Genomic DNA, 26295 nt, shown 5'->3' on the forward strand with positions numbered 1-26295 from the left:
GTATAAATCATAAAAAAATATAAATGAACAGGATTACTTTTTTATTCAACATAAAATATCCAATTATTCAAGGCGGAATGATATGGAACAGTGGTTATAAATTAGCATCGGCAGTAAGTAATGCAGGCGGTTTAGGTTTAATAGGCGCAGGTTCTATGTATCCAGAAGTTTTAAGAGAACACATTCAGAAATGTAAAAAAGCAACCAATAAGCCTTTTGGCGTGAATGTTCCTATGTTGTATCCAAACGTGGAAGAAATTATGAACATTATTGTTGATGAAGGTGTTAAGATTGTCTTTACATCAGCAGGAAATCCTAAAACGTGGACCAATTGGTTAAAAGAACGTGGTATTACAGTTGTACATGTAGTTAGTTCTTCAAAATTTGCTTTAAAAGCGCAAGAGGCTGGGGTAGATGCAGTGGTTGCAGAGGGTTTTGAAGCAGGCGGACACAACGGTCGTGAAGAAACTACCACTTTAACTTTAATACCAATGGTTAAAAAGCAAATTCAAATTCCATTAATTGCTGCAGGTGGTATTGCAACAGGTAAGGCTATGCATGCAGCTATGATTTTAGGTGCCGATGGTGTACAAATGGGAACTCGTTTTGCTATGACGTTTGAAAGTTCTGCTCATCAAGCTTTTAAAGATACTTTAGTCGCTTCACAAGAAGGCGATACATATTTAACATTGAAAGAGTTGGCACCTGTACGTTTAATTAAAAACGACTTTTTTAATCAAGTACAAAGTGCTTATGAAAAATGTGCTACTAAAGAAGATTTAATAACATTATTAGGGCGTGCACGAGCAAAAAAGGGAATGTTTGAAGGCGATTTAGTTGAAGGCGAATTAGAAATTGGTCAAATTGTAGGTTTAATTGATCAAATACAATCTGTTGATGAAGTGGTTACCGAAATTATGAATGATTTCAATCAATCACTTAAAACAACTTTTGATTTTTAAGTATTTTTTTACAATCGTTAAAGGATATTTAAGTAAATTTAAAAACGTTTAGTAAAATTAAATTTATGAGCTACTATAAAATTGCAGATTTAGAACAATATTTCAAACATTATAAAAAAGCAGTACGCGAGCCTAGAAAATTTTGGAGCAAAATAGCCGAAGAAAATTTTGTTTGGTACCAAGCTTGGGATAAAGTGTTTGAATTTGATATGTCTAAAGGAGATATTAAATGGTTTGTTGATGGCAAATTAAACATTACAAAAAATTGTATCGATCGTCATTTATCAAAACGTGGTACTAAAACAGCTATTATTTTTGAACCAAATAATCCGCAGGAAGAAGCTCAAATTATAACGTATAATGATTTGTATACGCGCGTTGCAAAAACCGCTAATATGCTTAAATCGTTAGGAGTACAAAAAGGTGATCGCGTGTGTATTTATTTACCCATGATACCAGAATTAGCTGTAACTATGTTGGCTTGTGCCCGTATTGGTGCCATACACTCGGTTATTTTTGCTGGATTTTCTGATGCAGCTGTACGTAGTAGAGTAGAAGATTGTGGAGCTAAAGTTGTTGTAACATCTGATGGAGGTTTCCGTGGCGAAAAAAGCATCAAAATTAAAGAAGTTGTAGACAAAGCTTTGCAAGGCAATACTACTGTTCAAAAGGTTTTAGTAGTAAAACGTACCAATGAAGCTGTAGCTTTTAATACAGAGAAAGATGTTTGGTATCATGAATTATACGAACAAGCCGAAGCAACAAATATTGCAGAGATAATGGATTCTGAAGATCCTTTGTTTATTTTGTATACATCGGGTTCTACAGGTAAGCCTAAAGGAATGGTACATACAACGGCTGGTTATATGATACAAACAGCCTATACTTTTCAAAATGTTTTTGATTATAAAGACGATGATATTTTTTGGTGTACTGCCGATTTAGGTTGGATTACAGGACATTCTTACATATTGTATGGTTCTTTATTAAATGGTGCCACAACCGTTATGTTTGAAGGTGTACCAACGTATCCAAACCCTTCTCGTTTTTGGGATATTATCGATAAATACAAAGTTACGCAGTTTTATACCGCTCCAACAGCTATTCGTTCTTTAATGACATTTGATTATTCGTATGTAACCAGTCACGATTTATCGTCATTGCGTATCTTAGGATCGGTAGGCGAGCCTATTAATGAAGAAGCTTGGCATTGGTTTAACGATTTTGTAGGTAAAAAACGTTGCCCAATTGTTGATACTTGGTGGCAAACAGAAACGGGTTCTATCATGATATCACCATTGGCTTGCATAACACCTACAAAACCAACGTATGCAACATTGCCATTGCCAGGTATACAAACGGTTTTAATGGACGAAAAAAACAACGAAATTACAGGCAACCAAGTAATGGGTAGTTTGTGCGTTAAGTTTCCTTGGCCATCAATTGCTAGAACCATTTGGGGCGATCACAAACGATTTGTAGATACTTATTTTACTGATTTTCCTGGAACGTATTTTACAGGCGATAATGCGTTACGAGACGAAGTTGGTTATTACAGAATTACAGGTCGTGCAGATGATGTTGTAATTGTATCAGGACATAATTTAGGAACGGCGCCTATAGAAGATGCTATAAACCAGCATCCTGCAGTAGCAGAGTCGGCGGTTGTAGGTTTTCCACATAATATCAAAGGAAATGCGCTTTATGCTTATATTTCGTTGAAAAAAGAGGGAGTATCTCGTGATCGAGAGAATTTAAAGAAAGAAATCAATCAATTAATTACCGATCATTACGGACCAATAGGTAAGTTAGATAAAATTCAGTTTGTTGATGATTTACCTAAAACGCGCTCTGGTAAAATTTTAAGAAGATTGCTTCGTTCAATAGCTGCCAATCAGTTAGATAATTTTGGCGATACTTCTACCATGATTAATCCAGAAGTTGTGCAACAAATCATCGAAAATCGATTGTAAATAAAGAATAATAAAAGTTTTAGTATAAAAACCCGATTGATTAAATTCAATCGGGTTTCTAATTGCATAAAAGTATCAAGTTAAATTTTTTATTAGCGTACCTTTACAAAAAAATAGAACATGTCTTTTGAATCACTTGGATTATCACGCAATATCATAAAATCGGTCAATAAACTAGGTTTTTTAAAACCATTTCCTATTCAAGAACAATCAATTCCTGTTGTTTTATCAGGAAAAGATTTAATGGGAATTGCTCAAACAGGATCAGGAAAAACTGCAAGTTTTGTAATGCCAATTTTAGAGAAATTACAAAACGAAGAAGTTAAGAAAGATCGAAATGTTCAAGTCTTAGTTTTGGTGCCAACACGTGAATTAGCTGTTCAAATTGAAGAAGTTTTTAAAGTGTTTACCGAGAATTTAAAGCGTGATATCAAAGCAATGGCTGTTTATGGTGGTGTTTCAATCAATCCGCAAATGAAGGCGTTGTATGGTGCAGAAGTAGTTATTGCTACACCAGGAAGACTTTTAGATTTAATTAATCAAAATGCTTTAAGCGTTTCTAAAGTTAAATATTTGGTTGTTGATGAAGCTGATAAAATGTTTCAATTAGGATTTGATGATGAAATGAATCAAATTTTTAAAATGTTACCAGCAAATAAGCAAACATTACTTTTTTCGGCAACCTTAAATGAAAAAGTCGAAGAAATAAAGAAGCGATTAACCATCAATCCTACTTTAGTTGAAATTCAAAAAGAAGAAGTCAATCTAGAAAATATTACACAAATAGCTTATTTGGTTGATGCTTCTTCAAAAGGTCCTTTTTTAAGGTATTTAATTAAAGAACAAAAAATGAGTAAAGTGCTTATTTTTGCTTCTTCAACCAGAAATGTTGATAATTTAGTTGAAAAATTAACCAAAAATAAAATTTTGGCAACTGCTATTCACGGTAAAAAATCGCAAGGAGCCAGAACAGGAAATTTACGTGATTTTAAAGATAACGAGGTAGACATTTTAGTTGCGACTGATTTAATTGGACGAGGTATTCATATTGATCATTTAGATTTTGTCATTAATTACGAATTGCCAAGATCTCCATTAGATTTTGTTCACAGAATTGGTAGAACGGGTAGAGCCAATGAAAAGGGAACAGCTATTACCATTTTAACGCAGGACGATTTACAACATTTTAGAGTCATTCAAAAGAAAATGGGTAAAAAAATAGAACTTACAAGAGTTGAAGATATCAATTTACATGGATATTAAAATTATTTTTGATTAGTTTTATAGAGTTAAATAATTTCAATAAAAGAGTGTTTATGTTTGAAAATCAAACGGTTTCAATTAATGATATTCCTAAATATGCAGAGGTTGCGTTACAAACGCTTCATGCTAATTATAAGAAAATAGTTTTTTTAAACAGCGCCATTGTTTTTGTCATTGGCTTGGCATTATCTATAGGATTATTTTTCCTTTTTGATGCCGAAGATGGTGTGTACACATTTTTTTATATTCCTTTTGTAATAACTTCATTAATAGTAGTTTATTCTTTGTTGGCTTATAAAAACAAAAAGTATGCTTTTAGGCAACACGATGTTATGTTTCAAAAAGGTTTAATAAGTAAAACAGTGCATATCATACCTTATATTCGCATACAACACATCATTGTTAAGCAAGGTTGGTTTGCTAAGAAATTAAATTTAGCTACCTTAAAATTACATACTGCAGCTAATGATAATGTTGATGTAAGTATTCCCGGACTTACTTTGGAGGATGCTGAACGATGGAAAGTTTATGTTTTAAATAGAATGGAAATTTTAGATAATGAATCAGAAGGATAATTTCGATTTTTCTCAACCTAATTCATTAAACCCTAAAGCATTTTGGCTTTCGGTTGCTAAATCTATGTGGACTGTTGGCAAAAGTTTTTTCCCTATTTTAATTGTTTTAGGTATTAACCGCGATTTTAGTAGCAAAAATTGGTGGGTTTACTTATTACCCGTTTTTTTAATATTAATTAGTGTGTTTAGCGCATTTATCAAGTATCGTTTTTTTAAATTTCAAGTCGAAAATGACGAGTTAATTCTTAAAACAGGCTGGTTAAATAAAGAACAAACAGTTGTAAAGTTTGATAAAATTCACGAGGTTAATTTAAATCAAAAGTTTTTGCATAAAATTTTAGGTTTGTATAACGTAAGCATTGATACAGCTGGAAGCGCAACTACAGAAATTGAAATTAATGGTATTAGTTTTCAAAAAGCATTGACTTTAAAAGATGTATTAACACAGAAAAGAAGTGTTGTTTTTGAAAACGATGTTAATGAAACCCCTTTACATGCTACTGAAGAAGAAATTGAAACCAAAACCATAAAAATTGGTTTATCAAGCTTAATAAAAATTGGTTTAACTAGAAATTATCTGCAAACTTTTGGATTGTTAATTGCCTTTGGATATCAAATTGCAGATCAATTACAAAGTATTTTCTATAAAAATGAAGAATCAATTTATGATGATATCTATAGTAAAGCCTCAGAATATTATGTAGGATTGTTATGGATTGTTTTAATTTTAGTAATTATTGTGGTGGTTGTTTTGTTCAATCTGGTAAGAACCTTATTAATGTATTACAATTACCATATTCAATTAAAGAACAATCAATTATTAGTATCGTTTGGTTTAACAGATTCTCATATTATTTCAGTACCATCAAACAAAGTACAATTGTTTCAATTTCAACAAAATTACTTTCAAAAAGTAATGAATTTGTTTGAGGTAAAAATCAAGCAAGTTGAAAGTAATGAAAACAATAAAAAGAAAAAAGGATTAATTGTTCCTGGAGCTAATTGGTTTGAATTAAATGAGTTATTTAAGGTTATTTATAGTAAAGATTTAGATATAAATAAAACGTTTATAAAGCCTCATATTAGGTCGTTATATCTAAAGTTAGTTGCTTGGGCTTTTGTTTTTTCGTTGTTTTTTATTGCCTTATTTATACAAAAACAATACAATTATTTGCTAACACCTGTGTTGGTGTATTTAGCAATTGCTGTGCTTTTGTTTGTTGGTTATAAGAATAAGAAATTATATATAGAAAATGATTTTATTGTTCTGAAACAAGGTATTTGGGATGTAACAACAACGTATTTAGATGTTAGTAAAGTGCAACAAATTATGGTTTCGCAAAGTGTTTTTCAAAAGAAAAGACAGCTTGGCTCTGTAACGTTGTCTACAGCTGGTGGCAGCATTTCATTAAATTATTATCATTATCCAACACTTCAAAAATTAGCCAACGAATGGCTGTATCAAATCGAAAAAAATAAATACAAGTGGATGTAATTCAGACAATAGAAGATAACATAATTATTAACACTACAGCCATTTATTATAAAAAATGGATGGTTAATAATCCTAAAAGTACCTTAGTTTTGCTTCACGATTCTTTAGGATGTACTGTTTTATGGCGTGAATGGCCTGAAGATTTAGCCAAAGCATTGCAATGTAATGTTATTAGTTATGATAGAAGAGGTTACGGTAAATCGGATAATTATACGGTAAAACGACCAATTAATTATTTAGAGCAAGAAGCTGAAATTTTAGATCAATTAATGAATCATTGGCAAATAAGCAAACCTATTTTATTTGGCTTTAGCGATGGCGCTTCGGTTGCAACTATTTATGCAGGAATGTTTCCAAAAAAAATTAGCGGATTAATTGTAGAAGGAGTTCACGTTTTAATTGAAAAAGAAACGTTACAAGGTGTTCGTGATGCCCAAACAACATTAGAAACTACTCAAATAGCAAGAGTTTTAGAGAAATACCACGGAAATAAAGTGTTTGATTTGTATTATGCTTGGACAAAAACGTGGCTTTCAGAACAACATCAAAGTTGGAATATTGAGCATTTTATTACCAAAATTGAAGTCCCTATTTTAGTTATTCAAGGTGAGTTTGATGAGTTTGGAACAATGAAGCAAGTAGATGCGTTTGATGTTGCCAAAGGATCGGTTCAAAAATTACTGGTTCCACAAGCAGGTCATACAGCACACAAAGAAAATAAACCTTTGGTTTTTGATAAAGTTGTTATTTTTGCAAATCAAATAGTAGAAAATGAAAAAATGGATTAAAGCTGCACGATTACGTACATTGCCCTTATCTGTATCGGGAATATTAGTAGGAAGCGCAGTAGCTTATCAACAATATCATACCCAAGAAAATTACTATTGCATTATTGTTTTGTGTGTATTAACAACGCTTTTTTTTCAGGTTTTGTCAAATTATGCCAACGATTATGGTGATGCCGTAAAAGGAACCGATAATGAAAATAGAGTAGGACCCAAACGTGCAGTACAAAGTGGTGAAATTACGGCTCAACAAATGAAAAAGGCAATTATTATAACTTCTGTTTTGTCTTTAATTTCTTCAATTGGCGTTATTTATTTGTCGTTTGGTAGCCAAAATTTTCTTCAAGCCATTCTTTATTTTGTATTAGCAATTGCGTGTGTAGGTGCCGCAATTAAGTATACAGTTGGTAATTCAGCGTATGGTTATAAAGGGTTCGGAGATGTTTTTGTCTTTATATTCTTTGGTTTGGTTAGCACATTGGGAACATACTATTTGTTCGGACATACAATGGATTATAAAGTTATTTTTCCAGCAATTACAATAGGTTTGTTAAGCATGGCGGTTTTAAATATGAACAACATGCGCGATGTAGAGAATGATACTGCAGTAGGAAAAAATACATTGGTAGTAAAAATGGGATTTCAAAAAGCGAAGAATTATCACTTTTTCTTAATTCTAATAGCTGTAATCTTTATCAATACTTTTGCAATGAATTCATTCTCAAAATGGTATCAATACATTTATGTAATAACATTTATTCCCTTGCTTAAAAACCTGACTGTAGTTACAAAAACAACAAATCCCAGGTTGTTAGATCCAGAATTAAAACGCTTGTCGTTAAGTACATTTTTCCTATCTTTATTAGTCTCAATAGCATTAATTTTAAACGCATATTTATGAAAATAACATACCTTGGTCACGCTTCTTTAGCAATTGAAGTTAACGGAAAAATACTTATTGTAGATCCGTTTATTAGTGCAAATGAATTAGCAAAACATATTGATGTAAATTCGTTAAAAGCCGATTATATTTTAATTACACATGCACACGGCGACCATATTTTAGATGTAGAAACCATAGCAAAAAATACAGGAGCAATTATTGTATCAAACGCTGAAATTGCAGGGTATTACGAAGCTAAAGGTTTTAAAACACATCCAATGAACCATGGTGGAACTTGGGAATTTGATTTTGGTAAAGTAAAATACGTAAATGCTATACATTCAAGCAGTTTTCCCGATGGAAGTAACGGCGGGCAACCAGGTGGTTTTGTAATTGAAGCGGAAAACAAGAATGTTTACATTGCTGGCGATACCGCTTTAACATACGATATGAAGTTAATTCCTATGCGTAACCCTTTAGATTTAGCTATTTTGCCTATAGGAAGTAATTTTACAATGGATGTTGATGATGCAACAATTGCCGCAGAATTTTTAAACGTAAAAACGGTTTTAGGGTATCATTTTGATACGTTTGGGTATATTAAAATTGACCATGAAGTGGCAAAACAAAAATTTGAAAGTAAAAATAAAGAACTAATTCTTTTAGAGATTGGATCTTCAATAGAACTATAATTCTAAACTCTGCTTTGTCAGAGTTTTTTTATTAATTACAGTAATGAAAGCATATTTTAAAAAATATATTCTACAGTTTAAAAATCCGTCTGGAACTTCAAGAGGAATGATGACAGAAAAAGAGACCTACTTTTTAATTATTGAACATAACGGTAAGAAAGGAATAGGAGAGTGCGGATTGTTTAGAGGATTATCGCATGATGATAAATTGGATTATTCAGACAAATTACAATGGGTTTGTGATAATATTAATTTAGGAAAAGATGTACTTTGGGAAATGCTTCGCGATTGGCCTTCTATTCAATTTGGAATAGAACAAGCGTTTTTATCTGTTGAAAGTTCAGATCCTTTTATTTTGTTTCCTAGCAGATTTACTGATGGTCAAAAAGCAATATCCATAAACGGTTTGGTTTGGATGGGTAATCCGGAATTTATGAAACAACAAATTGATGATAAAATAGCGCAAGGTTTTAACTGTATAAAATTAAAAATTGGGGCTATAGATTTTGATCAAGAATTGGCTTTACTGGCTCATATTCGTGCACATTTTCCTGAAGAAGTTATCGAAATTAGGGTGGATGCTAATGGTGGTTTCGATAAAACTAACGCTTTAGATAGAATGTTACAACTTGCTGAATATAAATTACATAGTATTGAACAACCGATTAAACAAAATCAAACTGACAGTATGGCAGATTTGTGTTTAAAAGCGCCATTGCCCATTGCTTTAGATGAAGAATTAATTGGAGTTGTAAATTACAGTGATAAAGAAAATCTATTGCAAAAAATCAAACCACAATACATCATTTTAAAGCCTAGTTTGGTAGGCGGATTTAAAGGTTCAGCAGAATGGATTGAAATTGCCAATAAATTTGGCATCGGTTGGTGGATTACATCTGCATTAGAAAGTAATATTGGATTAAATGCAATTGCTCAATGGACTTTTACTTTAGAAAGTAATATGCCTCAAGGTTTGGGAACGGGTGGTTTGTTTACTAATAATTTTAATTGTCCTTTAGTTGTTAAAAACGGACATTTATGGTGTAATGTGAATTCTGATTTATGGGATGAAAATCAGTTGTTAAACATTCATTTATAAATGTTTATTTATTAAATATAATTTCAATTATAATTCCTGTTTCTGTTTGTTTTTCAATTGAATAATTTAACGATCTATCTTTTAAAAAAGTGACTAAATCATATCCTAATTCAATTTCTTTATTTAAATATATTTTATAATAATTAAGTTGATCTTTTTTGTAAATAGATATAAAACAGTTGATGTTTTCTTTGTATTTAATTTTATTAAGCAGTTTATGTGAAAAAAGTAGAATTCTTAGTAACGATTTAAAGCCTAAATCATTCAAAACAATAGAGGCATCAATAAACACTTCAATATTTAAATATGCAATGTATTGTTTCTTAATATCGTTTAAAAAGTATTCAATATCAACAGCTTTGTATTCGCTTGAAGAAATAATGTGCGATATTTTGCGCGATTCGTCTTCAACTTCTTTAATATTTTGTTGTAATTGTTCAATATCAATTTCAGATTGAGAAAACTGATCTAGAATTACATCAATTTTTGCAATGGTATTGGTGTATATTAAAGTTTTAATATTGGTGTTTTCTTTTAGTATGTTAATATCCATACGTTCTTTAATATCAATAAGATAGCGATACATTTTGGCTTTTTCATCTAAATACTCTTGATGTTTTTTTGCCAGTTTGTTCTTTTGTTTGTTTCTGATAATAAAAAAGTAAAGAATAATTGAAAAAAACACAACAAAAACTAAAAACAATGCTATAAAATTGTTCTTTTTAATTGCTTTTTGTTCTGATTTTAACTCAAAAAACTTTGAATTAGTAGAGAAAATAAAATCATCTATATAACTTTTATAGGTAAGTAAAGAATCGTTTATTTTAATAAAACTAGCCATGTTTTCCTTTGATTCTTTTTTCTGTGAAATCAATAACGACTTTAAAATATCACGTTCATATATAAAATTGCCCGTTTTTTTACTAATATCCAATGCTTTTAGATAGTATACATTGGCAGAGTCTGTATTTTTTTTGGTTTCAAAATATCTTGCTTTTTGAACATAAAACAAAGCTTCAGTTTCTTTGGTAAATACATCTTTTATATGTTTTTCAAACAGTTTAAAATCATCCTGTATAGTGTTATCATTTAAATAGGTTTTGGCTACAATAACATAATACAAATTAGTAAAGAAACGGTCTTCTTTTGTTTTGTTTTCTTGTTGCAATTCTTTTAAACGTTTTGAAGAACGCTCTAATATCTTTGTAAATTCTTTGTTTTCTTGTAAATATTTGTTTGTTTGATTGGTAGCGTAATTTTCTAGAAAACGATATTTCTTTAATTTATTGTGAGTGTTTTGATCAAAATTTAATACAGTATTTATACTTTTTTTATATAAAGCTGAATCTTTTTCTTCTTGTATAGGTAATGAAAAAATTAATTGATATAGTTTTTTAAGTTTTTGATCTTTAATATTTAACTTGATGTTCTTTTCAAATTCAATTTCACTTTGTGTTAAAAGACCAATTCTATTTGTAAGATATATCTTTTTAAAACTATTTAAAAACAGTTTTGTTGTATCATTTTTAAAGAAACCATCGGCTAATTTCAAATAATAATAAGCACTATCATATTTTGTATTACGCACCAAATAATCACTATATAATTGATTATTTAAACCAATTATTATGCTATCTTTTGATGTTTCGTAATGTTTGTAAACACTTTTTAAATTACTACTGTTTAAAAAATACATGCTATCATATTCTTTACGCATAGCAATGCTATCTTCTTTAAAATGAGTATTTTGGAGCTTTTTGTCTTTTGTGCATCCTAAAGCAGATAACAAAATTAAAGTAAGCGCTATGTTTCTTTGTATCTGCATTTTGCTAAACATGAAGACTAATAATTACTTGGGTACCTTTGGTTGAATGAACTTCTAAATGAGCTTTAATTTCATTAATTCGCTCATTAATATTTGTTAAGCCAATACCATTTTTTGTATTTTTAGTATACCCTTTTCCATTATCTGAAATAACTAATTTTATGATGGATGCTTTTTTAATAATTGTAACATCTGCCTTTGTGGCTAAAGAGTGTTTGTGAATGTTTTGCAATAATTCTTGAATGATACGATAAAGATTAAAGCGAATTCTAGGGTTTAATTTAGACCAATCAATAGTTTTGTCAAAGTTATAAGTAAAAGAAATTAAATGATTTGGCTGGCTTACAATAAGTTCAGAAAGCATTTTTTCAAACGATTCTTTCTCAAATAAATTATTGATGTTGTCATAATTATCACAAATCTCAATAAGACTTTTTTTAACTTCTTCTATTGCTGTTTGCGCCTTTTGTAAACTATCAGACTTGATAAAATCCTTATGAACCAAGAAACGTACACCAAAAAGCTTATTTACAATATTATCGTGTAACTCCATAAACATTTGCTTTTTGTTGTTACTTAATTTTTCTTCAATATTGTTTTTATAATCTAATGTTATTTCAAAAGCTTTAGCATCTTGCTCTAAATAATCGTTTCTTAGTTGTAGTTTTTTTAAATTACTTTTTTGAATAATGTTTAAAATTGTAAAGAAAATAATGATTGAAATACCTATGATTAAGCCTACTACTAAGTAGGTTTCTTGTTTAAGTTTGTTGTTTTCATAGATCAATTCTCTACTTTTAAAGGCTATTTTTTGATTTGTTTTAAACTTGTCATCACTTTCTTTTTCAATTGAATCTAAAACATTTAAGTAGTTGCGGTACAAATTGTTTGAAAACGAATCGGTTTCTGTTATTAATTGTTCGTAAATTTTCTTTTCTAAGTAAATGTTTTTGTATATCGTTTGATTCTCTTTTAATAGATCTTTTTGAATTTTTTTGGCTGCAAGTGTATCTTTTTTTACTTTTAAATAATATGTTGGTACTTCAGCAAATTTTAATTGTATTTGAGGACTTGTGTTAATATTGGTTTTAATTTTTTCAAATTCATTTAAATAAAACTCAATACTATCAGCGTCGTTATTTTTAACTTTATATTTAAAAATATTAAAAGCGGTGTTGCTTTTGTGTATGTAATTGTCTTGATTTTCAAGTAGTTTAAAAGATTTGTGGAAATAATCAATCCCTTGTTTTGAATCGATTTTTCCAACCAAATTTCCAATTACAGCCATATTGTTGTAATACAAACTTTTTAAAAGTTTTATACGTTCTTGCGAAAACAATTGTTCATCAAAATGCTTATTATATCTTTCATAAGTAATAACCATATCATAACACTCTATAATTTTTTTCTGCTTAAACAGAATATTTGATGCAGTCATAGAAGCCAACGATTTTTCGTAAGCATATTCATGATCATTGTATTCTAAGTTTTCTAAAGTGTTGAAAATGTAATTTTCAGCTAATTTGTAGTATTGTAACCCCAAATAATACTCGGCTGTTATGTAATTGGTATAAAAGGCATCGTATTTTAAATTATTATCATTAAAATATTCAATCGACTTTAAAACCAGAGAAAATCGATTATCACTAAGATCAATTGTTGGATCTGAAGTTATAAATAAATAATTTGATCTGTAAATGTGTAACGTGTCTTTTTGGTTTTTTGCTGATTTTTCGTAGAAATCTAGTTTCTTGGAAAGAAGTGAATCGGGTTCGGCAAACGAAATTTGATTTAGTAAATCAAAATAAAGCTCATCTAACGACCATTTTGTAAAATCTGTTTGGGCTGTTTTTTCCTTATTTTCTTTTATTAATGCGTATACATTATCATTTCTTTTACAAGAGTAAAAAAGCAATGATATAAGAGCTAAAAAAAAAACTAATTTTTTAAACACAATTAGATAATTAAAGCGCTAAATTAGGAATAAGTTGTTAAAAAATAAAGGTTTTATTTATTTTCGTTAAAAGAATTTGGAATTATTTCGGGTAATAATTTTATTAAAATCGGCAATAATAAACTACCACCAGGAATTAAAAAAATAGCAAATGCAGGAACCGTTTTACCTAATTCAATAAACTGATTTTTTAATTGCTTTTTTTCTTTGCTTGATAAAGAACTGAAGGTTGATTTTGCAATTAATTGCATTAATATTTTGTTGTTTTCTAGTTCTTTAACTATGCTTTTTTTGTTTCTTTTTATAAGTAAGGCTACAGATTGATGGGTGCCTTTGTATAATTTCTTAATAGGATGCGAAAATTGAAAATAAGGAATATCTTTTCGATTTACTTGAATAAAACCAACCATGTTTTGTAATGATTTTTTTGTGTAATCTTTCGATAATCCTAAAAGAGATTGTAATTTTAAGATGTATTTAAACTCCTTTGCATCAATTTTTTCATCGTTCCATAAAACCATTAAAGCAATATCATACAAGTATGCTTTACCGTAAAAAGTTTTAATATTTGATAAATCTAGGTCTTTTAATTGAGTAGAAAAATCTTTTAAAGAGGTATGTTGTAGTGACCTTTGTAAAACTTCTTGTAGCTTAATATCATACTTTGAAACATTTTGTTTTTGATGAAAACTAATCATTACTAAGTGCGAAAGTGTTTCTTCTAAATATTTGTAATAATTGATGATTTCATTTTCTTTTAAAAGAAAACGTTTAAAACACAAAACATCTGTAAATATCAAAAAATTTGATAAATGATGCGAAAAAGTTCGATCGATATAATTGGAAGAACGATTGGTTCTTTCTGATATTATTTTCTCTAAAGAAGCAAAATCTTTCTTAGAATCAAATTTTATGAACGAAAAATATGAATCGGTTTTTGCCGTACTCATTTTTTTATAATAATCTTCAGCTGTTTTTGTAAATAGTTGAATATCGGTTTGTTGCGTGGTTAAAATAAACGTGCCATAAAGCGCTTCAAGTAAAACAATTTTACTTAATTCTTCTGAAGTTAAATCAAACGAATTAAAATTAGGTTGCATTGTTTTGGTAATATAACCGTATACAAAGCCTGTATTACGAATGTTTTCGTAAAAAGTTTCTTCAGTTTGATGTATAAAAAAAGATGGATTACTTAATTTAAAAAATTTAGTAATCCATAACTCTTTAGATGGGTTCATAAATTATTTTAGTTCAAAAACAACATTTACGTTTGTTGATATTTCAATTTCGCCTGCAGCTAATGTTTGTCCCATTCCATTTGCATCAGCTTCAGCTGTTTTCATCATGTAAACTCTAGGATTGTTAACTACAGATTGATCGCTGATTATTAATGCTTTACCAATAGTTTGATTTAAAGCGCCTGCATAATCTTGCGCTTTTTTCTTAGCATCTAAAACAGCTTTTCCTCTAATTTCAGTTGCATACTTTTCTGTTTGCGTAGATTTAAATTCAACGCCGTTTATAGTATTTGCACCCGCATCTAACAAATCACTCATTAACTTTTCGTACTGATCTAAATTACGAAGTGTAACTGTAATGGTTTGATTTGCTACAAAATAATCTTTTTTTTCTTGATATTCTCTTGTTTTGTAAAGATTTACACGTTGTGTTTGATAATCTTTCTCAGCAACATTACTTTTTTTGATTACTTGAATCATTTTTGAGATAATGGCATCATTTTGTTTTTTTGCTTTGGCAGAATCCGCATCTTTAATTTCTGAACCAATGGTAATGATTGCAAAATCTGGTTTGATTTTTACTGAACCTTCTCCGCTAACATTAACTTGAGGTGTAATTGTGTTGTTGTTTTGTGCCATAGCTGTAAATGATAAAAATACGACAGTAAATAAATAAAAAATTTTTTTCATGTTTTTTCTTATTAGAATTGTTATTTGTTAAGCCATTTAAAATTCTTTTCAATAGCTTTTATCATTTCCCCTGCAATATCCTTGCCAGTTGCACCTTCAATTCCTTCTAATCCAGGAGAAGAATTTACTTCTAAAAGCAAAGGTCCTTTAGATGAGCGTATTATGTCAACACCAGCAACTTTTAAATTCATTGCTTTTGCTGCTTTTATTGCAATTTTTTTCTCTTCGGCAGTAATTTTTACAATAGATGCCTTACCACCTAAGTGAATATTTGCTCTAAATTCTCCTGGCAAAGCTTCACGTTGCATAGCGGCAACTACTTTTCCGTCAACAACAAATAAACGTAAATCTTTTCCGTTTGCTTCTTTTATGAATTCTTGAACCAAGATATTGGCACCAACACTTTTGAAAGCATTAATAACTGATTCTGCTGCTTTTTTAGTTTCGGCTAAAACCACTCCTTTTCCTTGTGTACCTTCTAATAACTTTACAATTAATGGAGAACCACCAACCATATTTATTAAATCGTTGGTATCTAAAGGCGAATTAGCAAAACCTGTTGTAGGAATATCTACACCATGACTTAATAACATTTGTAAAGAGAACAATTTATCTCTTGACTGGGTTATTGATGCTGCGTTGTTTAAACTAAATACTTTTAACGATTCAAAATGACGAATTAGAGAACAACCATAATAGGTCATACTTGGTCTAATTCTAGGGATGATTGCATCAAAATCATTTAAAATGCGTCCGCCTCTATAATGAATTTCAGGTTGATGTGCATCAAGCTTCATGTAACAATGCTTAATGTTTAAAAAATGCATTTCATGACCTAATAACTCACCTGCTTCAATAATTCGTTTATTTGAATATAAATCAGGATTGCTTGCTAATAAACCAATACGTAATCCTTTTTTCTCGCTGTGCCCTTCGGAATAATATTCTTTTAACTTTTCCGGAGTAACAATACCTAAGTTAAAATGCTCATCAGGATCAACAATAATTTTACCAATCATTGCTTCTCTACCCAACAACATTCTAAAACCCATAGAATCTCTATTGGTTAAAGTTAACTCAATATTCCAAGATTGCTCGCCTAAAGAAATTTCTGTATTAATAACATATCTACTTTCTCTAGTACCGCTTGAACTTTTTACAATTCGTTTATCAATAACTTTAGATTCACAAGCAATACTACTTTTGGTATTACGTTGAATAGGGTGGATGATAAATTTTACCCATTGCTCACCATTTTTCTCAAAAGTGATAATTTGCTCAGCATGTAAAGCAGATGTTTTTGCACCTGAATCAACACGTACTTTAATAGCCGGAACTTTAAGGTCTGGTAATGAACACCATTCTTCACTACCAACAATAACTTTTTCAGTCATAAATGAATACTTTTTCCTAAAACTAATATAGACAAAAAATGACAAATTTGTATCTTTTGAAAAAAATAAAAGCTACTATTAAAAAAATTAACAGTAGCTTAAAATAGTGATATTTACAAACTCTTAAATATGAAAAGCTTTTTTGATTTTTTCTACCTGATTTAATTTTTCCCAAGTAAATAATTCAACATCCATGGTTTTTTCTTCACCATTTGGTGTTTTAAAAGTTTTGGTAACAATTTCATTTTTACGTCCCATGTGTCCATACGCAGCGGTTTCACTATAAATAGGCTGACGTAATTTTAAAGATTGTTCAATAAAATAAGGTCTTAAATCAAATAATTCTTGAATTTTAGTAGCTATTTCGCCATCGCTCATTGAAACTTTAGAGGTTCCATAAGTTTTTACAAAAACACCCATAGGCTCTGCAATACCAATTGCATATGAAACTTGTACTAGTAACTCATCAGCAACACCTGCCGCAACCAAATTTTTAGCAATATGACGAGCTGCATAAGCAGCAGAACGATCTACTTTACTTGGGTCTTTACCAGAAAAAGCACCACCACCATGCGCGCCTTTACCACCATAAGTATCAACAATAATCTTTCTACCAGTTAAACCTGTATCTCCATGAGGACCACCAATAATAAAAACACCCGTAGGGTTTATGTGGTAGGTAATGTCATTATTAAAATACGGCTGATATTGCGGATATTTACGTAATAAACGTGGAATTAAAATAGAAATAATATCCTTTTTAATTTGTTCTTGCATTTGCTTTTCAGCCGTTTTTTTAGCTTCAAGTGATGCATTTTCGTTCTTTACAAAATCATCATGTTGCGTTGATAATACAATGGTAACCACACGGGTAGGCTTGTTGTTATCATCATACTCTAAAGTGACTTGAGATTTTGCATCAGGACGTAAATAAGTTATTTCGTTGTTTTCTCTACGTAATTCAGCTAATTCTTGTAATAATTTATGCGATAAATCTAATGCTAAAGGCATGTAATCTTCTGTTTCAGTAGTTGCATACCCAAACATAATACCTTGATCTCCGGCACCTTGCTCTTCTTTGTTTGATTTATCTACTCCTTGATTAATATCTGCCGATTGTTCATGAATGGCAGATAAAATACCACATGAATTAGCATCAAACATATACTCGCTTTTAGTATATCCAATTTTTTTAATTACATCTCTTGCAATTTGTTGAACATCTAAATACGTTTTAGATTTTACTTCGCCTGCCAAAATTACTTGCCCAGTAGTTACCAAAGTTTCACATGCAACCTTTGAATCTTCATCAAAAGCCATGAAATTATCTATTAATGCATCAGATATTTGATCTGCAATTTTATCAGGATGTCCTTCACTAACCGATTCTGATGTGAAAAAATACGCCATAATTTAGTTTATATTAAGAAAAAAAAGAAAACCAAATTGCAAACAACGTAATAATACTAAAGTAGTTTCTGCTTTAGCATTTTTTTAATGAGGTTGCAATCAGTCAAATTTTTCCTCAGATTTTAGATATGCAAATGTACAACTATCTTACAATTATTAAACTATATTTTGATAATTTTAATTTATAACGATATTGTATTTTGTTTATTTCTAACAAAAATGATGTTATGTTTAGTTTGTAAATGATTTTAAGGTTGTTCTTGTAGTAAAAAATATAAAATGTTTAAAAATTATTTTTTTATAAACTTAAAACTTTTGTGAGTATCATGAATATTTAACTCAAGAAAATACATACCTTTTGATAAGGTGCTAACATCAATTTTTTCTTTGTAAATGCCTTGTTGAATTATTCTACCAGTTAAATCAATAATAGTAAAAGTAGCCTGAGTATCTAAAGTAATACCAGCAATGTTAAGATGGCTTTCTGTTTGTGTAGGATAAACAGCAATGTTTTCAAAGTAAGGAGACTCTGTATTTAAACTTTGCCACTTATTTTCCGCAGCAGGACCATTCCAAATTAATGTAGCTAAATAAGGATTGTCAATAAAAGGGTTTCTGTTTCCTTGCGCTTGAAAAATTTTCTCATTCCTGTTTATTTCATGAGTTGATACAGGATCTTCAGCATTCCACTGCAAAAAAATGTTTGGCATATCTCCATTTACAGAGTAAGAGGTAGAACCATATCCAACATTTATTGGTTGACAACGTAGATTATATCTTACATACATATACATAATCATGCGTGCAACATCACCTTTCCATTCATCTCCTGGGTAAAAATAGTCAGTTCCGTTTTGTTGAATGATTCTAGAGTAGGTGATATAACTAGTTGGATTTGCAATAAACTTAAAATTACTTCTCAAAGAATTTCGATCATAATCAATAGCATGTAAATGATGCGCATCTGAACCAGGACCTTCAAATTCTAAGTTAGGTGTTCCTTTAGATCTAGGAAAAACATGTTCACGTACCCATTTATTGTCACAATTTGATGTATGGCAACTTGCATTTTTATCTCTTGATTTGTCGTTGTTTTTAGTTGCATCCGTATCATTCCAACCATAAAGCAATAAAACTTTATCATTATTGTTAGGATCAACATCGGCTTGTTTTAAAACATTCCAAACATCTGGTGTATAAGTAAGTTCTGTAGAATGTGTACTAGTAATAAGGTTAGAAAGTTGGTTTTTTAAACTTTCTCCTTGTACATTTAAGTTAATCGATTGATAATAATTAGGTACCTGACTATTTGCAATGCTAACTGTTAATAAGAAAAATAATTTGTAAGCTAATTTCATGTGAAAATAAAATGCAAAATTACAAAATACTTTCTGTTTGAATGTTTTAAATAAACTTTACTTATTGTTAGAATTAGATTTTATATTTTTGAAAAAAAAAAGAAAAATGAAATACATATTACTTTTTCTATTTGTAAATGTTTTTTCGGTACAATCTCAAAGCTATTTAGATTATTATTTTAAAGCGAATAGTATTGATGGAGCTATAGTAATTTATAACGAAAATAAAGATGAATGGATTTTTAGTACTGAATCTGAACCATTTTTAAACACGCCAATTGCCTCTCATTTTCATTTATGGCAAGCATTAACGGGATTACAAGAAAAAGTTTTCAGTATAAATAGTAACGAAAAAATTCAGTGGGATGGTGTAAAACGTTCTTTTTTTGAAAAAAGAAAGCCTGAGTGGAATAAAGATATGAATTTGGCAGAAGCCTTGCAGTTTCAAAACGATTGGTATTTTGATCAATTAAAATACAGGTTGCCAGATAATTTGTATACTAATAATATAAAAAGTAGCTCAATTCTTAAGGATGTTAAAAATAGTGAAATAGACTTTTTTTGGAATTTTACAGGATATACAAATCCAAATACAATGATTTTATTTTTAAAAGATTTATGCGAAGGTAAATTGCCTTTTGAAAAGAAAAATCAACAATATCTAATGCAACAATTAAAAATTGATTCAAACTTAGCCATTCATACTAGTACAACAAGTTATTTAGGTCAAAAAATAGATTGGACAGTAGGGGTTTATTTTAAGCAATCTAAACCTATCTATTTTTCATTAAGAACAACAAAATCATTAGAAAGTCCTACGTTAGTAGATTACGATAAAAGAAGAAATTTAGTATTAACTCAAATTTTTGAAGTACTTAATTATTAAATGTAGATTCTTTTTGATATTTAAAGTTAATATTATTAATTCTTAAAAAAAATGCTCCTTAATATTAAGGAGCATTTTTTTAATTAAGTTATTATGCTAATTGAGCAACAATATTATTTAATGTCTCTGATGGGCGCATAGCTGCAGAAGTTAAAGTAGCATCTGGTTGATAATAACCTTTAATTTCTTGAGCCTTTCCTTGAGAAGCAATTAATTCTTCGTTAATTTTAGCTTCGTTAGCTTTCATTGCTTCTGCAATAGGAGCAAATTTTGCGGCTAATTCAGCATCTTTTGTTTGTGCTGCCAAAGCTTCAGCCCAGTACATAGCTAAATAAAAGTGAGAACCACGGTTGTCAATTGTTCCTAATTTTCTACCAGGTGATTTGTCAGTATCCAAAAATTTATCATTTGCTTCATCTAAAGTGTCTGCTAACACTTGAGCTTTTGTGTTTCCTTGAGTTTGAGCCACATGTTCTAAAGAAGCTTGTAACGCTAAAAATTCACCTAAAGAATCCCAACGTAAGTATCCTTCTTCTTTAAATTGTTCAATGTGTTTTGGAGCAGATCCACCAGCACCAGTTTCAAATAAACCGCCACCATTCATTAACGGAACAATAGATAACATTTTTGCAGATGTACCTACTTCTAAAATAGGGAATAAATCGGTTAAATAATCACGTAAAACGTTTCCTGTAACCGAAATAGTATCTTCACCTTTACGAATTCTTTCAATGGTAAATTTACAAGCATCAATTGGAGCCAAAATACGAATGTCTAAACCTGTAGTGTCAAATTCTTGTAAGTATTTGTTTACTTTAGCAATAATTTCTCTATCGTGCGCACGGTTTTCATCTAACCAAAATACGGCTGGAGTAGAAGATAAGCGAGATCTGTTAACAGCTAATTTAACCCAGTCTTTAATAGGAGCATCTTTTGTTTGACACATACGGAAAATATCACCCGTTTCAACAACTTGTTCCATATAAACCGTTCCGTTAGCGTCAACTACACGAATGGTACCTGCTGCATCTGCTTGGAATGTTTTATCGTGAGAACCATATTCTTCAGCCTTTTGAGCCATTAAACCAACGTTTGGTACAGAACCCATTGTAGTAGGATCGTAAGCTCCATTTGCTTTACAATCATCAATTACAGCAGTATAAATTCCTGCATAGTTACGGTCTGGAATTAAAGCAAAAGTATCTTGTTGTTTTCCTTCTTTGTTCCACATTTGTCCTGAAGTACGAATCATTGCTGGCATAGAAGCATCAACAATAACGTCTGAAGGAACATGTAAGTTAGTAATTCCTTTATCAGAATTTACCATTGCCAAAGCTGGTCCGTTTGCAATAGCAGCATCAATAGCCGCTTTTACTTCAGCTTCTTGAGCATTACCTGCAATTTTAGCATATAATTCACCTAAACCGTTGTTAGGGTTAATACCTAATTCAGCAAATAAAGTAGTGAATTTTGTAAAAACATCTTCAAAGTAAACCGAAACAATAGCACCAAAAATAATAGGGTCAGAAACCTTCATCATGGTAGCTTTTAAGTGTGCAGATAATAAAACACCTGCAGCTTTAGCTTCTTCTTTAACTTGAGAAACAAATGCTTTTAAAGCAGCTAAGTTCATAACCGATGTATCAATAACTTCGCCTGCTTTTAAAGGAGCTAATCCTTTTAATTCTTTAACCGATCCGTCATTTCCAACGAATTCAATTTTGTATTGAGTATCATTAGCAATAGTAACCGATTTTTCAGTTCCGTAGAAATCACCAGATTCCATATGAGCTACTTTTGTTTTAGAATCTGCAGACCAAGCACCCATTGAATGTGGATGTTTTTTAGCATAATTCTTAACAGCTTTTGGAGCACGACGGTCAGAGTTTCCTTCACGTAATACTGGATTTACAGCAGAACCTAAAATTTTAGCATATTTAGCTTTAATTGATTTATCTTCTTCTGTAGCTGCATCTGCTGGATAGTTTGGTACAGCAAAACCATGTGCTTGTAATTCAGCAATAGCCTCTGTTAATTGAGGAATAGAAGCTGAAATGTTTGGTAATTTAATGATGTTTGCTTCAGGTGTGTTTGCTAACTGACCTAATTCTGCTAAAGCATCACCTATTTTTTGATCTTCCTTTAAAAATTCTGGAAAGTTTGCTAAAATTCTTCCTGCTAATGAAATATCACGAGTTTCCATTTCAATACCTGCTGGCGCAGTAAAAGCTTTAACAATTGGTAAAAAAGAATAAGTAGCCAACATTGGCGCCTCATCTGTTAATGTGTAGATAATCTTAGATTTTGACATTATGATTAAGATTTATTTTGATCATTAATTTATTGATACAAATATACTAAATAGCGACTAAATATTTAAGGATAACAAGTTTATAGTTTAAAGATTTACCAATTTAATAATACCAAAACCTACAAACAACGAAACTTAAATAAAACAGCTAAAAAACAGCTAAAATGATAATTTTTGAACTAAATTATTAAAAAAGGATATAAAAAAACCACTTATGTTAATAAGTGGTTTTTAGTTTTATTATGTAGTTAACTATTCTTCAACTACTTTTCCTTTAATGTATAACGCTACAGTTCCTCCATCAATGTTTTTTGCATTAGATTCAACTGTAATAGTCTTAGAAATGGTTCCAGGATTCATGTTGTACTTAACTTCAATTTTATCCGATTTACCTGGTAAAATAGGAGCTTCTGGTTTTGAAGGTACTGTACATCCACAAGATGAACGCACATTTGTAATTACTAAAGGCTCATCACCAGTATTAGTAAATTCAAAAGTTCTTACACCACTATCTTTTCCTTTAACAACTGTACCATAATCAATGGTATTATTCTCAGCTTTAAACTCAATTTTTGGACCAGTTTGTGCGTATGAAGCAGCTCCAACCAATGTCATCGCTACTATTCCTAAAATTTTTTTCATTGTTTTTTAAATTATTTAATTATGTAAATTTAATTAGTTTATAATGAAATCCAAACATTTATGTTTTTTTTTACATTTTGTTATGATGATTTCAAAACTCGTGCCAAATTTATTATTTTATAACTTTTTATAGATGTAAAGATTATTGTATTTTTGTGACTATTTTTAAGATTTAATTTACTAGATATATGATAATTCCAGCACAATTTGATGCAAAACAAGCTGAAGCTAAATGGTACGATTACTGGATGAAAAATAATTATTTTCGTTCAACACCTGATCACAGAACCCCTTATACAATTGTAATTCCACCACCAAACGTCACAGGTGTCTTACATATGGGGCATATGTTGAATAATACCATTCAGGATGTCTTAATTCGTCGTGCACGTTTAAAAGGTTTAAACGCTTGTTGGGTGCCTGGAACCGATCATGCTTCTATTGCAACCGAAGCTAAAGTTGTAGCTAAATTAAAAGCTGAAGGAATTAATAAAGAAGATTTAACGCGTGAAGAATTTTTGAAACACGCTTGGGAATGGACTGATAAATACGGCGGAACTATTCTAGATCAGCTTAAAAAATTAGGTGCTTCTTGTGATTGGGAACGCACCAAATTTACGTTAGATCCTGATATGTACGCGGCTGTAATTAAATCTTTTGTTGATTTATACAATAAAGGAATGATTTATCGTGGGTACCGAATGGTAAACTGGGATCCAGAAGCAAAAACTACTTTATCTGATGAAGAGGTTATTTACGAAGAGCGTCAAGGAAAATTGTATCATTTAAAATATCAAATTGAAGGTACAAATGATTTTCTGACCATTGCAACAACGCGTCCGGAAACTATTTTAGGAGATACCGCAATTTGTATCAATCCAAACGACGAACGTTACACACATTTGCGTGGTAAAAACGCCATTGTACCTATTGCAAACAGAGTTATTCCGATTATTTTCGACGAATATGTGGATATGGAATTTGGTACAGGTTGTTTGAAAGTTACACCTGCACACGATGTAAATGATAAAGATTTAGGAGAGCGTCACAATTTAGAAATCATTGATATTTTTAATGAAGATGCTACTTTAAACGATTTAGGTTTACATTATAAAGGAAAAGACAGATTTGTAGTTCGTGATGAAATCACAGAAGAATTAAAAACAATTGGTGCTTTAGAAAAAGTAGAAAATCATTTAAATAATGTAGGAACTTCTGAACGTACCAAAGCCGTTATTGAACCACGATTATCCGATCAATGGTTCCTTAAAATGGAAGAATTGGCAAAACCTGCAATAAAAGCAGTTTTAGAGTCGGATGAAATTAAGTTATATCCAAACCGATTTAACAATACATACCGTCATTGGATGGAGAACATTCGCGATTGGAACATTTCGCGTCAGTTATGGTGGGGGCATCAAATTCCTGCTTATTATTATGGTAGTGGAAAAGAAGATTTTGTAGTTGCTGAAACGATTGAAAAAGCAGTTGAATTAGCCAAAACAAAAACAGGAAATACGAATTTAACCGTTGCAGATTTAACGCAAGATAAAGACGCGTTGGACACTTGGTTCTCGTCTTGGTTATGGCCAATGGCGGTTTTTGATGGAGTTGTAAACCCTGAAAACGAAGAATTTAAATATTACTATCCTACCAACGATTTGGTTACCGGACCCGATATTTTATTTTTCTGGGTGGCACGTATGATTATGTCTGGATACGAATTTGCTGATAAAAAACCATTTACCAATGTGTATTTAACGGGTATTGTTCGTGATGCACAGCGTAGAAAAATGTCTAAATCGTTAGGAAATTCACCAGATCCGTTAGATTTAATTGAAAAATTTGGAGCAGATGGTGTTCGTTGCGGTTTGTTGTTATCGGCTGCGGCAGGTAATGATATTTTGTTTGATGAAGAATTATGCAACCAAGGTAAGTCATTTACCAACAAAATTTGGAATGCTTTCCGATTGATTAAAGGTTGGGAAGTTTCGGATGCTATTCCTCAGCCCGAAGCATCTAAAGTTGCCGTGGCTTGGTATGAAGCGAAGTTGCAAAAAACATTAGTTGAAATTGAAGATCATTTTGAAAAATACAGAATTTCAGATGCTTTAATGGCTATTTATAAATTAGTTTGGGACGATTTCTGTTCTTGGTTTTTGGAAATGATCAAGCCTGGTTATCAACAACCTATTGATGCCGTTACGTTTAAAGCGGCTATCGAAATGTTAGAGGCAAACTTAAAACTATTGCATCCTTATATGCCGTTTTTAACGGAAGAAATTTGGCAACATATAGCAGAGCGTTCTGCGGAAGATGCTTTGATCGTTTCGGTTTGGCCAGAAATAAAATCGTATAATGAGCAACTAATTACCGATTTTGATTTTGCTTCTGAAGTTATTTCGGGTATTCGTACCATTCGTAAAGACAAAAATATTTCGTTTAAAGAAACCATCGATTTAAAAGTGTTGAACAAAGAAAATGCGGCAATTACTTTTGATTCGGTAATTATGAAACTTGGAAATATTGAGAGTTTAGAATATGTTTCTGAGCAAGTTTCGGGAGCATTATCATACCGCGTAAATTCTAACGAATATTTCATCCCAATTTCGGGTTCTGTGAATGTGGAAGAGGAGATTCAGAAACTAGAAGAAGAATTAAAATACTTGCAAGGCTTCTTACGATCGGTTCAAGGAAAACTTTCAAATGAGAAGTTTGTGAACGGAGCGCCCGAGCAAGTAATTGCAAACGAGCGAAAAAAGGAAGCGGATGCTTTATCGAAAATAGCAACTATTGAGCAATCATTAGCTGGTTTGAAATAAATTACTAACAAAAAAAGTCTTTTCATTTGAAAAGACTT

Annotated in this window: 20 protein-coding genes; 11 read left to right on the top strand and 9 right to left on the bottom strand. The window is 30.7% G+C overall.

All coding sequences use genetic code 11. The features are described 5' to 3' along the window. The first annotated feature begins 23 nt into the window (after positions 1–23). The 9 genes from H1R17_RS08695 to H1R17_RS08735 all read left to right on the top strand — a co-directional run bounded on the left by H1R17_RS08695 (position 24) and on the right by H1R17_RS08735 (position 9727). The gene (locus H1R17_RS08695) at positions 24–962 is read left to right on the top strand and encodes a nitronate monooxygenase family protein (protein WP_163432301.1); all 939 of its coding nucleotides are present in this window, start codon (positions 24–26) and stop codon (positions 960–962) included. A 65-nt stretch (positions 963–1027) separates the two neighbouring features. Next, positions 1028–2935 carry an acetate--CoA ligase gene (gene acs, locus H1R17_RS08700; protein ID WP_163432300.1) on the top strand — a complete coding sequence of 636 codons (1908 nt, stop codon included), beginning with the start codon at positions 1028–1030 and terminating at the stop codon, positions 2933–2935. A 120-nt stretch (positions 2936–3055) separates the two neighbouring features. Then, positions 3056–4198 (top strand): DEAD/DEAH box helicase, encoded by a 1143-nt coding sequence (locus tag H1R17_RS08705; protein WP_163432299.1) that lies wholly within the window; start codon positions 3056–3058, stop codon positions 4196–4198. 53 nt (positions 4199–4251) lie between these two features. Further along, on the top strand, positions 4252–4773 hold the full coding sequence (locus tag H1R17_RS08710; protein WP_163432298.1) for a PH domain-containing protein: 522 nt from the start codon (positions 4252–4254) through the stop codon (positions 4771–4773). Continuing rightward, complete coding sequence (locus tag H1R17_RS08715) at positions 4757–6268, top strand: PH domain-containing protein (protein ID WP_163432297.1); 1512 nt, start codon at positions 4757–4759, stop codon at positions 6266–6268. Before H1R17_RS08710 ends, H1R17_RS08715 begins: the two co-directional genes overlap by 17 nt. After that, positions 6259–7056, top strand: coding sequence for an alpha/beta fold hydrolase (locus tag H1R17_RS08720; RefSeq protein ID WP_163432296.1), 798 nt, complete (start codon positions 6259–6261; stop codon positions 7054–7056). Before H1R17_RS08715 ends, H1R17_RS08720 begins: the two co-directional genes overlap by 10 nt. Then, positions 7040–7954: a 1,4-dihydroxy-2-naphthoate polyprenyltransferase gene (locus H1R17_RS08725; RefSeq protein WP_163432295.1), complete on the top strand. Its 915-nt coding sequence runs from the start codon at positions 7040–7042 to the stop codon at positions 7952–7954. Before H1R17_RS08720 ends, H1R17_RS08725 begins: the two co-directional genes overlap by 17 nt. Then, positions 7951–8628 carry a metal-dependent hydrolase gene (locus H1R17_RS08730; RefSeq protein ID WP_163432294.1) on the top strand — a complete coding sequence of 226 codons (678 nt, stop codon included), beginning with the start codon at positions 7951–7953 and terminating at the stop codon, positions 8626–8628. The genes H1R17_RS08725 and H1R17_RS08730 overlap by 4 nt, the downstream gene beginning before the upstream one ends. A 43-nt stretch (positions 8629–8671) precedes the next feature. Further along, positions 8672–9727, top strand: a complete 1056-nt coding sequence (locus H1R17_RS08735; RefSeq protein ID WP_163432293.1) for an o-succinylbenzoate synthase — start codon at positions 8672–8674, stop codon at positions 9725–9727. A gap of 4 nt (positions 9728–9731) precedes the next feature. On the opposite strand, the gene H1R17_RS08740 is transcribed toward H1R17_RS08735, so the two are convergent. From H1R17_RS08740 to H1R17_RS08770, 7 genes are all read right to left on the bottom strand, one after another. Next, on the bottom strand, positions 9732–11552 hold the full coding sequence (locus H1R17_RS08740) for a hypothetical protein (RefSeq protein WP_163432292.1): 1821 nt from the start codon (positions 11550–11552) through the stop codon (positions 9732–9734). Between the two features lie 4 nt (positions 11553–11556). Further along, positions 11557–13506 carry a sensor histidine kinase gene (locus tag H1R17_RS08745; RefSeq protein ID WP_163432291.1) on the bottom strand — a complete coding sequence of 650 codons (1950 nt, stop codon included), beginning with the start codon at positions 13504–13506 and terminating at the stop codon, positions 11557–11559. A 53-nt stretch (positions 13507–13559) separates the two neighbouring features. After that, positions 13560–14744 carry an LETM1-related biofilm-associated protein gene (locus tag H1R17_RS08750; RefSeq protein ID WP_163432290.1) on the bottom strand — a complete coding sequence of 395 codons (1185 nt, stop codon included), beginning with the start codon at positions 14742–14744 and terminating at the stop codon, positions 13560–13562. A 3-nt stretch (positions 14745–14747) separates the two neighbouring features. Beyond that, positions 14748–15434, bottom strand: a complete 687-nt coding sequence (locus H1R17_RS08755) for an SIMPL domain-containing protein (RefSeq protein ID WP_163432289.1) — start codon at positions 15432–15434, stop codon at positions 14748–14750. A 20-nt stretch (positions 15435–15454) separates the two neighbouring features. After that, positions 15455–16828 carry a 30S ribosomal protein S6--L-glutamate ligase gene (gene rimK / locus H1R17_RS08760; RefSeq protein ID WP_163432288.1) on the bottom strand — a complete coding sequence of 458 codons (1374 nt, stop codon included), beginning with the start codon at positions 16826–16828 and terminating at the stop codon, positions 15455–15457. Positions 16829–16951: 123 nt separating this feature from the next. Continuing rightward, positions 16952–18238, bottom strand: coding sequence for a methionine adenosyltransferase (metK, locus tag H1R17_RS08765; protein ID WP_163432287.1), 1287 nt, complete (start codon positions 18236–18238; stop codon positions 16952–16954). A 290-nt stretch (positions 18239–18528) separates the two neighbouring features. Then, a complete protein-coding gene (locus H1R17_RS08770; protein ID WP_163432286.1) occupies positions 18529–19596 on the bottom strand; it encodes an endonuclease in 1068 nt (355 codons plus the stop codon). Positions 19597–19702: 106 nt separating this feature from the next. On the opposite strand from H1R17_RS08770, the gene H1R17_RS08775 reads away from it, so the two are divergent. Beyond that, positions 19703–20482, top strand: coding sequence for a hypothetical protein (locus tag H1R17_RS08775; RefSeq protein ID WP_163432285.1), 780 nt, complete (start codon positions 19703–19705; stop codon positions 20480–20482). 91 nt (positions 20483–20573) lie between these two features. On the opposite strand, the gene H1R17_RS08780 is transcribed toward H1R17_RS08775, so the two are convergent. Together H1R17_RS08780 and H1R17_RS08785 are read right to left on the bottom strand one after the other, a co-directional pair. Then, positions 20574–22796: an NADP-dependent isocitrate dehydrogenase gene (locus H1R17_RS08780; protein WP_163432424.1), complete on the bottom strand. Its 2223-nt coding sequence runs from the start codon at positions 22794–22796 to the stop codon at positions 20574–20576. A 249-nt stretch (positions 22797–23045) separates the two neighbouring features. Beyond that, on the bottom strand, positions 23046–23435 hold the full coding sequence (locus tag H1R17_RS08785) for a DUF1573 domain-containing protein (protein ID WP_163432284.1): 390 nt from the start codon (positions 23433–23435) through the stop codon (positions 23046–23048). Positions 23436–23623: 188 nt separating this feature from the next. Between H1R17_RS08785 and H1R17_RS08790 the strand changes: the two genes are divergently transcribed. Further along, the gene (locus H1R17_RS08790) at positions 23624–26257 is read left to right on the top strand and encodes a valine--tRNA ligase (protein ID WP_163432283.1); all 2634 of its coding nucleotides are present in this window, start codon (positions 23624–23626) and stop codon (positions 26255–26257) included. The last annotated feature ends 38 nt before the right edge of the window (positions 26258–26295 follow it).

This window comes from Flavobacterium sp. xlx-214 (genome assembly GCF_013874595.1).
Lineage (GTDB): Bacteria > Bacteroidota > Bacteroidia > Flavobacteriales > Flavobacteriaceae > Flavobacterium.

What these genes read in the sequence shown, in the direction of transcription:
- H1R17_RS08705 (WP_163432299.1), top strand. Translation starts at nt 3,056, where the DNA reads ATGTCTTTTGAATCACTTGGATTATCACGCAATATCATAAAATCGGTC.
- acs (WP_163432300.1), top strand. Translation starts at nt 1,028, where the DNA reads ATGAGCTACTATAAAATTGCAGATTTAGAACAATATTTCAAACATTAT.
- rimK (WP_163432288.1), bottom strand. Translation starts at nt 16,828, where the DNA reads ATGACTGAAAAAGTTATTGTTGGTAGTGAAGAATGGTGTTCATTACCA.
- H1R17_RS08790 (WP_163432283.1), top strand. Translation starts at nt 23,624, where the DNA reads ATGATAATTCCAGCACAATTTGATGCAAAACAAGCTGAAGCTAAATGG.
- H1R17_RS08735 (WP_163432293.1), top strand. Translation starts at nt 8,672, where the DNA reads ATGAAAGCATATTTTAAAAAATATATTCTACAGTTTAAAAATCCGTCT.
- metK (WP_163432287.1), bottom strand. Translation starts at nt 18,238, where the DNA reads ATGGCGTATTTTTTCACATCAGAATCGGTTAGTGAAGGACATCCTGAT.
- H1R17_RS08770 (WP_163432286.1), bottom strand. Translation starts at nt 19,596, where the DNA reads ATGAAATTAGCTTACAAATTATTTTTCTTATTAACAGTTAGCATTGCA.
- H1R17_RS08785 (WP_163432284.1), bottom strand. Translation starts at nt 23,435, where the DNA reads ATGAAAAAAATTTTAGGAATAGTAGCGATGACATTGGTTGGAGCTGCT.
- H1R17_RS08715 (WP_163432297.1), top strand. Translation starts at nt 4,757, where the DNA reads ATGAATCAGAAGGATAATTTCGATTTTTCTCAACCTAATTCATTAAAC.
- H1R17_RS08755 (WP_163432289.1), bottom strand. Translation starts at nt 15,434, where the DNA reads ATGAAAAAAATTTTTTATTTATTTACTGTCGTATTTTTATCATTTACA.
- H1R17_RS08730 (WP_163432294.1), top strand. Translation starts at nt 7,951, where the DNA reads ATGAAAATAACATACCTTGGTCACGCTTCTTTAGCAATTGAAGTTAAC.
- H1R17_RS08695 (WP_163432301.1), top strand. Translation starts at nt 24, where the DNA reads ATGAACAGGATTACTTTTTTATTCAACATAAAATATCCAATTATTCAA.
- H1R17_RS08740 (WP_163432292.1), bottom strand. Translation starts at nt 11,552, where the DNA reads ATGCAGATACAAAGAAACATAGCGCTTACTTTAATTTTGTTATCTGCT.
- H1R17_RS08775 (WP_163432285.1), top strand. Translation starts at nt 19,703, where the DNA reads ATGAAATACATATTACTTTTTCTATTTGTAAATGTTTTTTCGGTACAA.
- H1R17_RS08725 (WP_163432295.1), top strand. Translation starts at nt 7,040, where the DNA reads ATGAAAAAATGGATTAAAGCTGCACGATTACGTACATTGCCCTTATCT.
- H1R17_RS08750 (WP_163432290.1), bottom strand. Translation starts at nt 14,744, where the DNA reads ATGAACCCATCTAAAGAGTTATGGATTACTAAATTTTTTAAATTAAGT.
- H1R17_RS08710 (WP_163432298.1), top strand. Translation starts at nt 4,252, where the DNA reads ATGTTTGAAAATCAAACGGTTTCAATTAATGATATTCCTAAATATGCA.